9 protein-coding genes are annotated in these 6,919 nt (G+C 57.5%); all 9 read right to left on the reverse strand.

Annotated features, from left to right (window positions below; all coding sequences use genetic code 11):
* Positions 1-135 precede the first annotated feature (135 nt).
* Positions 136-657 carry an integrating conjugative element protein gene (locus GS12_RS22360; protein WP_034951126.1) on the reverse strand — a complete coding sequence of 174 codons (522 nt, stop codon included), beginning with the start codon at positions 655-657 and terminating at the stop codon, positions 136-138.
* 5 nt (positions 658-662) lie between these two features.
* Complete coding sequence (locus tag GS12_RS22365; RefSeq protein WP_031594534.1) at positions 663-1,298, reverse strand: lysozyme family protein; 636 nt, start codon at positions 1,296-1,298, stop codon at positions 663-665.
* Entirely contained in the window at positions 1,277-1,999 is a 723-nt protein-coding gene (locus tag GS12_RS22370; RefSeq protein ID WP_031594535.1) for a TIGR03759 family integrating conjugative element protein, read from the reverse strand. The genes GS12_RS22365 and GS12_RS22370 overlap by 22 nt, the downstream gene beginning before the upstream one ends.
* Positions 2,000-2,010: 11 nt before the next feature.
* Positions 2,011-2,763, reverse strand: coding sequence for a hypothetical protein (locus GS12_RS22375; RefSeq protein WP_034951128.1), 753 nt, complete (start codon positions 2,761-2,763; stop codon positions 2,011-2,013).
* Positions 2,760-3,425, reverse strand: coding sequence for a PFGI-1 class ICE element type IV pilus protein PilL2 (gene pilL2, locus GS12_RS22380; RefSeq protein WP_052118569.1), 666 nt, complete (start codon positions 3,423-3,425; stop codon positions 2,760-2,762). Before pilL2 ends, GS12_RS22375 begins: the two co-directional genes overlap by 4 nt.
* 138 nt (positions 3,426-3,563) lie before the next feature.
* Entirely contained in the window at positions 3,564-4,001 is a 438-nt protein-coding gene (locus tag GS12_RS22385; RefSeq protein WP_034951130.1) for a DUF29 domain-containing protein, read from the reverse strand.
* 133 nt (positions 4,002-4,134) lie between these two features.
* Entirely contained in the window at positions 4,135-4,671 is a 537-nt protein-coding gene (locus GS12_RS22390; protein ID WP_034951133.1) for a single-stranded DNA-binding protein, read from the reverse strand.
* Positions 4,672-4,731: 60 nt separating this feature from the next.
* Positions 4,732-5,202 (reverse strand): STY4534 family ICE replication protein, encoded by a 471-nt coding sequence (locus GS12_RS22395; RefSeq protein WP_016807974.1) that lies wholly within the window; start codon positions 5,200-5,202, stop codon positions 4,732-4,734.
* 642 nt (positions 5,203-5,844) lie between these two features.
* Positions 5,845-6,919 (reverse strand): DNA topoisomerase (locus GS12_RS22400; protein WP_034951136.1); only part of this gene is annotated, 1,075 nt, incomplete at its 5' end.

Below are 6,919 nucleotides of genomic sequence, written 5' to 3' on the forward strand. Positions count from 1 at the left end.
GCCGGTGACGGCGGGTGCTGGCTTTCTCACGCCAGCGCAGGTTCAGAAAGGCCATCACCACCAGGAAAAGGACGATCAGTATGACCGCCCCATAAGGGTGTGCCATCAGCAGACCGTTGATATCTGGCGCGCTCATTACGGCTTAACCTGTTGCGTCAGGCCGGTATCGGTGATGAGTACCGGATAATGCTCAATCTGCAGGCGACGGGCCAGCTCGCTCCCGGAAGCCGGGGCCAGGCTGACACCGGGTGCCAGTTCGCGCAGCTCGCGCACGGTATCCATGTCTGTGACGTTGACTATCATCCCGGCCGCATGCTGTTCAGCCAGCGCGCCGGCATTCGCCTTCAGCCAGTCACGGGACAGGGCATCATCCCCGATAAGAAACAACGCCCCGATGCCGGGCAACTGCAGCGGCCGGTCGGGAACGCTGCCCGGGCGCAACTCCGGCGTGAATACCGGGAGCATGGCGGCCTCGCCCTGCAGCACGGGTGTCGGGGGTGAAGATGCGGTGTCGTTTTCCGTGCTCATGCCGGGCTGTTTATTGACGGCCTCAAAATACGGGGCAGCATCCTGACCGCCCAGGTCAGCAACGACGTTCAGTTCAGCATGGCCGGTCAGGGGAAGGAGGGTAAACAGCAGTAAGGACAGCGTTTTCATCAGGGTTATCTCCCGGGTTCAGTCCAGACGAAGCCTGGGTCAGGGGTGAGCGCAGCAACCGACCGGGGGGCTGCCTCTGCCGGCGCAGAGATACGGGGTGCAGGGCTGATTTTTGCCAGATGCCCTCTAACAATGGCGCGGTAACGTGCAGCAGGCTGGCCGCCTGCGGGATGGTGATAGCAGCCGGCCGCATCCAGCCAGCTGCCGGGCTTACGCGCCCAGCACTCACGCAGAATGGTGGCGGCGGCGTTCAGGTTGGTGTAAGGGTCAAACGCATCCCACGTCGAGGCAAAATGATGACCGTTCCAGCCCAGATTGACCTGGGCAATACCGACATCGATACGCTTAAGCGGGTGACGCTGCATAAAGACCTGCAGCGCCTGCCAGGCCTGCAGGCGCGTCTCATAGCGATACCCTTTACCTGCCACATTGATGGTCCAGGGCCAGGGCCGCACGCCGCGGGGAAGTTTGCGCAATGACTCGCTCAGTGATACCGAGTAAAGCGCTTCCGGGGGTACGCCGTGCGCCATGGCCACGCGGACGTAACCCTCTGGCACCGTCTGGTCAGCATGGCCGTCAGGGACGGCCGCCATCAGTAAGCCCAGCGTCAGTGCGCCGGTCAGAACGCTGCGATTGCCCATTTACCGTCTCCCGCCTGCTGCAGTAAAACCGGCATCAGGCCGTTACCAAAGCGCATCCACCGTCCGCCGTCGTGGTTAAGCGTGATTTGGCGCTTGCGGACCTTTTCCACGGGAATGTGATGGTCCCGCGCCCAGCTGCGAAGCGCATCATCACTGCCCTGGCTGTCGACCAGATAGATGTCCACCGGCCGGTTGTCAGCCAGCACGGCAGACAGTTTCGCGTCGCAGGTGGCGCAGTCTTTTGACCTGACGAACAGCGCCAGCCGGCCACCACTGTCGTGCGCCACGCCGGAGGCGTTCCCCATATTGACCGGCAGCGTGCCCGGATACAGGCGCTGCCAGGCCGCGTTCACCTCACGCTGGAAATCAAACTCCTTCTGGGTGCGGGCAAACTCTTCCTTCACCCACTTTTCAGCAAACTTACGGCGCTCTGCCGGCGTCTGCGCCTCAATACCCAGGGTGGAAAGCGGATCGAGACCCGGCGACTGGATACCCCGGGGACCCTTCATCAGCTGCTGATACCGCTGGTAATCGTCGGCACTGAGTCCCCACTGACCGGCCTGCTGCTGCAGGTTTTGCTGTGCGGAGTCCGCCCGTTGTGTTGATTCCTGTCGGCTGACATCCGTCTGTCCTGATGTGGTCGCGGCCTGGGTCAGGGGACTCAGCAGCATGGCGGCTAAAAAGGTATGTTTCAGTTTCATCATTCGCTCCGTTATTCTGCTCTGAGCACGGTCAGGCGGCCGTTAACCCGAAACGTCGCCTCACCATAACCGGCACTGACCAGCGTCCAGCCGGCCACGGTTTCACCCTCTCCGACCAGGGCCACCTGCGACAGGCTGCTGTAGCCCCGGGGCGCGATGGCAGCCCAGGACTCTGCCCCCCGCTTTTCCACGCCCGTCAGCACAAAAGGCGCAGTGCGGGCCACGCGAAGGGAGGGAGCAGAACGACGTGTGTCAGCGGGACGGGGCTTTTTTGCAGCAGGCGCGTTTTTTTTGACCGGTGCGGCGACAGGTGCGGCGGGTGCGGGTTGTGTTTTCAGCGCTGTCAGCTGCTCAGTGAGCGCACTCAGGCGGGTTTCCAGCCCCTGCTGGGCGTCCTGAAGGGTTCGCAATGACTGACGCACCACTTCGTCGCTGCCTGCCTGTTTCGCTGCTGCGCTCAGCTCCTGCTGCATCTCACCAAGTTTTTTCCGGGTATCCTGCAGACCGGCTCTGAGCGTGGCCACATCTGACTGCAGGGCCGCGACTGTCTCAACAGAGGCCGCTGTACTGCCCTGAGATTCAAGGCGTGCAAGACGCTCATCAAGGTTCGATATGCCCAGGCTGAAGGCGGTGTAGCCCAGCGCCAGAATACCGGCGAGCGCCACACCTGCGGCAGCGCCCCAGATGAGACGGCGGCGGGGACGCCAGCTGTATCTTTTACGGGCCGGCGCGGGGTCCGTATGGAATGGTTGCTGTTCGCTCATTTTCTCAGAAACCCTCCGCTGACAGGTTTAACGGGTACGGACTGAGGGGCGCTGATGGCCGGTTGTGACACGGCTGACGGCGCAGGCGCTGACCAGCTGCTGACCGGAGGCGGAAGCTGGGAGACCGGCAACTGGTAGCCGTCGCGCAGGCTGTGGCAGACCACCCGCTGCACATCGTCCACTTCCAGTTGCCAGGCCGGACCGGCCAGGACCTGCAGGGCAGTACGCAGGCGCATCGGGCCCAGCTGGTACTGGACCGCCGGCAATGCCTGGCGGTAAAGCACGCCGTTGGCAGAGCCGGTCGCGCACAGGGAATAACCGGACTGGCGCAGGGCATAACGCAGCGCATCCGCCACAGTAGGATGCAGGGATGACGGGATGCGAATATCAATAATCTGCGAGAGAGGGTCGCGCTGGGCCGCCTGCGGATCGGTACTGACCAGCAGATAACGATCGTAGCGCACCACTTCCGGCGTCCGCGCATACTCGTCCGGAGAGACCGGCTGAACGTTGCGGGTGACGGTGGTGCCGGGTGTCCGGTCGGCCGGCGCGCGTTGCTGCAACTTTTGCGGCTGGGAAACACAGCCCGCAAGGAGCAGCAGGGGAAGAACAGTGGCAAGCCTGCCTGGTGAAAATATGTTGTGAGAGGTGTTACGTTTCATCCGGAATTTTCCTGTACAGTGATAAAACAGCCCTCACTGTGCGGAATCGGTCCGGTTTCACTCAATTAACAACTGATTTTCCGTGGATGAAAAAAAACGCCACCCGAAAGGATGGCGTTGCGGTGAACCAGACAGTAATCAGTCCGGGTAGAATTCGCTGCTGAGAATTGCATCTGTTGCCCAGATGCTGTCCTCAGGGAAGATATCGAGACCAATACCCGTTTCTTTAGAAGCATCGGCGCGGGCGTCAAACCAGACATCCGCAAGCCATTCAGGATCAGAAAGCGCATTTTTGAGGCTCGGCGTCTTGTTAAGACGACGGACAATCAAATCACGCTGTCCTTTAATGGTTAACTCCCAGCTTTTACCACGATGGGTAGGCTGAAACTTCCATTTAAGTAGGTGGGCCAGTAAGACAGCCATACGGCTGGCCAGCTCACGCTTTTCACTTTTGCCCACGTCTTCAATCTCCTCGGCGATGTTCTCAATATCAATCTGACTGAGCTTTCCGGCACGCAGTAAAGCTGCCTGTTCACTGGCCCAGGCAACTACGTCTGAATCGTAACGTGCGCCCATACAAGCCTCCGTTAGTCAAAAAGTGAAGAAACCGCCGGAACAGATATGCTCCGGAGATAGCATAAGATGCAACAAAAAAAGTTGCTTCCTGAAGTTTGTCAGAGACAGTCATTACAGTCAAAGCTCCGTTAATTCAAAGTGCATGGATTGCCGATTTTGGTACACCATACCCGAAGCCAATGAACGGTATATCGTCATCGAAGTCCATCGGTGGCGCACCGGCACTGCTGCCGGAAGCCTGGCCACTGTGGGTCGGTCCTGAAGGTTGCTGAGGCTGCCCCCAGTCATGCCGGGAAGACGTATTCTGTCCGCTGCCGGCCTGGCGACTGCCAAGCATCTGCATGGTGCCACCAATGTTAACCACCACCTCTGTGGTGTATTTCTCCTGGCCGGACTGATCGGTCCATTTGCGTGTACGCAGCTGGCCCTCAATGTAAACCTGGGAGCCTTTGCGCAGATATTCACCCGCAATTTCTGCCAGCTTGCCGAAAATAACCACCCGGTGCCATTCGGTCACTTCTTTTTGTTCACCGGACTGCTTGTCGCGCCAGCTCTCAGACGTGGCCAGAGAAAGGGTGGCAACTGCACTGCCATTGGGAATATAACGCACTTCAGGATCCTGGCCGAGATTACCGACAAGAATCACCTTGTTAACGCCGCGTGAGGACATAATCATTTCTCCTGTAAAGAATAAAGAAACACCCCGCGAACGGGGTGTGTCAGGTGCGCATCAGAATGAGTTTTCTGCGTAGTTTTGTTGTGCGGCAGAGCCATTCTGCGGCGGCACGGAGTCAGATTTTTCAGTCTTGTAGACCATGTCCTGGCCTATTTTGATCCAGTCCACCTTTATCAGGCGGGCTTTCAGACTGACACGCTGTTCGCCGGCATGCTCGCCCTTGTTCAGCGTAAATATGTCCGTGGACGGATTACTCAGGTTAAAGCCCAGCAGGACTTTTTTGTCTTCATCGACGGCTTTCTGGCAGCGGGCGATAAGGCTGGTAGCCTCTTTACCTGCGACAGAAATGTCAAAACGGACGTAGGCCGGATTATCAGTCGGACCACTCAGTGCATTGATTACGCAGCTGAGGAACGAGCCATTCTGATGGTTAACCTGGCGGATGTTGCTGAGATACCCGATGCCTTTGATAGTCAGGTTGAAGTACTCAGATTTTGCAGATGCAGAAGTATTGTTTGCAGACATGATGTTTTCTCCATGGAGGTAAAAAAAGGTACGACGGAGAAACCATCTGCCCTGACGGGAGTGGTTTCCCGTCGGGGGTCAGGATTAGCTGAATCCTGAGAGTCTGATATGTTGAAAGGACCTCAGTCACTGTGCAGTGACATTCGTTTCCAGAGGTTAAACGAATTTACCACCCGCAGGTATCCTCTCTCAGGCTGCGAGGATTTTCCGGTCACCCGAAGGTGTTTCTCTCAGACCGGTGAAACGTTAGATGGCAGTCACCCGAAGGCGTTTCTCTCAGACTGCTGAAACTTTGGCTGGCTGTAAAAAACAGCGGTAAGCACTGTTGATTTTTAAACCAAACAAGCCGTGTGTCAACCGGTATATAAGACAAGCAAATGAAAACGGCGTTGCATGAGCAACGCCGTGAGGGCTGTACCAGACCTTAAAGTATCTCACTACTCCGGGGATCCGTTCCCGACGCGGTTTTCACGGAGCGCATGCGTCTTACAGTTCCTGCCAGATGTGCGATGGCAAACTGTTGTGCCGGTTGCCAGATCAATCCCGTTAAAGTTAATCTGGCTGCCTCCGGCAAGGGAGTACATATCGAAGCGTAGTCACATTAGCAGAACCCGACCCGGTGTTGTACAGTGAAATAACTCTTCACGGAGTTGATGATTCGGTTTTTGTCCCTGTTGCTGCTTTTTTACGCTTTGTGGTCTTTTTCCCGTTGGTGTTAATAATACCCTTGCAGTCCGGGTAACTCGTACAACTCCAGAAATCCCCTTTTTTACCCTTTCGTTTACACGTGGGCCCCTTGCACAGCGGGCAGGGAGGTGTGACGGGAGCAGTGATTTTCACACTGTCCTGGCGGCCTTTTTCGACAAGGTGACGCGTCCACTGCAGTTGCTTTTGTATAAAGACCGCAAGCGACATTTTCCCCTGAGAAATATCATCCAGCGCCTGCTCCCACAGGGCTGTCATACCCGGACTCGTCAGCGTTTCCGGCAGCGCCGCAATCAGTTCACGGGCCATCTGCGTTGAGTGGATGTGCTTCCCTTTTTTCTCCAGATAGTGTCGTTTGAAGAGGGTTTCCAGCACGCCCGCTCGCGTCGCCTCTGTGCCCAGACCGGCGTTATCACGCAGCACTTTCTTCAGCTTCGGATCACTGACGAAACTGGCCGCGTTCTTCATGGCAGCAATCAGCGTCCCCTCCGTGAACGGTTTGGGCGGACTGGTTTTCATATCCTTAACCTCAGCACCGGTGACAGCGCAGATATCCCCTTTAGCCAGCGCCGGCAGCGCCATACTGTCCCCGTCTGCTTCCTCTTCATCGTCATCTTTTTCAGCCTGGAACAATGACTTCCAGCCTGTCACCACACCGACTTTCCCGCGTGTACGGAACAGCTGGCCACCGATATTGAAAGACGCCTCCGTCACGTCAGATTCCTGCAGCGGAAGGAACTGGGCGAAATAATGCTGGCGAATCAGCTGGTAGACCTTCAGCTCATCGGCGCTCAGGCGCGACAAATCAAATGCCTGCCGGGTGGGAATGATGGCATGGTGTGCGGTGATTTTTTTGTCGTTCCAGACACGCGAGACAAACTGCCTGTCCAGCTGATTCAGTACCGGGGCCACAGTCGGGTCGGATTTCGCCACTGCCGCCAGCACGTCGGGTATTTCCTGCTGCATGGAGGTTGGCAGAAAACCGCAGTCTGTGCGGGGGTAGGTGGTCGCT

Source organism: Erwinia oleae (genome assembly GCF_000770305.1).
In the GTDB taxonomy this organism is placed as follows: Bacteria; Pseudomonadota; Gammaproteobacteria; order Enterobacterales; family Enterobacteriaceae; genus Erwinia; species Erwinia oleae.

Coding starts and splice junctions, on each gene's coding strand:
- GS12_RS22375 (WP_034951128.1), bottom strand. CDS start 2,763: ATGAGCGAACAGCAACCATTCCATACGGACCCCGCGCCGGCCCGTAAA.
- GS12_RS22395 (WP_016807974.1), bottom strand. CDS start 5,202: ATGTCTGCAAACAATACTTCTGCATCTGCAAAATCTGAGTACTTCAAC.
- GS12_RS22360 (WP_034951126.1), bottom strand. CDS start 657: ATGAAAACGCTGTCCTTACTGCTGTTTACCCTCCTTCCCCTGACCGGC.
- GS12_RS22365 (WP_031594534.1), bottom strand. CDS start 1,298: ATGGGCAATCGCAGCGTTCTGACCGGCGCACTGACGCTGGGCTTACTG.
- GS12_RS22370 (WP_031594535.1), bottom strand. CDS start 1,999: ATGAAACTGAAACATACCTTTTTAGCCGCCATGCTGCTGAGTCCCCTG.
- GS12_RS22390 (WP_034951133.1), bottom strand. CDS start 4,671: ATGTCCTCACGCGGCGTTAACAAGGTGATTCTTGTCGGTAATCTCGGC.
- GS12_RS22385 (WP_034951130.1), bottom strand. CDS start 4,001: ATGGGCGCACGTTACGATTCAGACGTAGTTGCCTGGGCCAGTGAACAG.
- pilL2 (WP_052118569.1), bottom strand. CDS start 3,425: ATGAAACGTAACACCTCTCACAACATATTTTCACCAGGCAGGCTTGCC.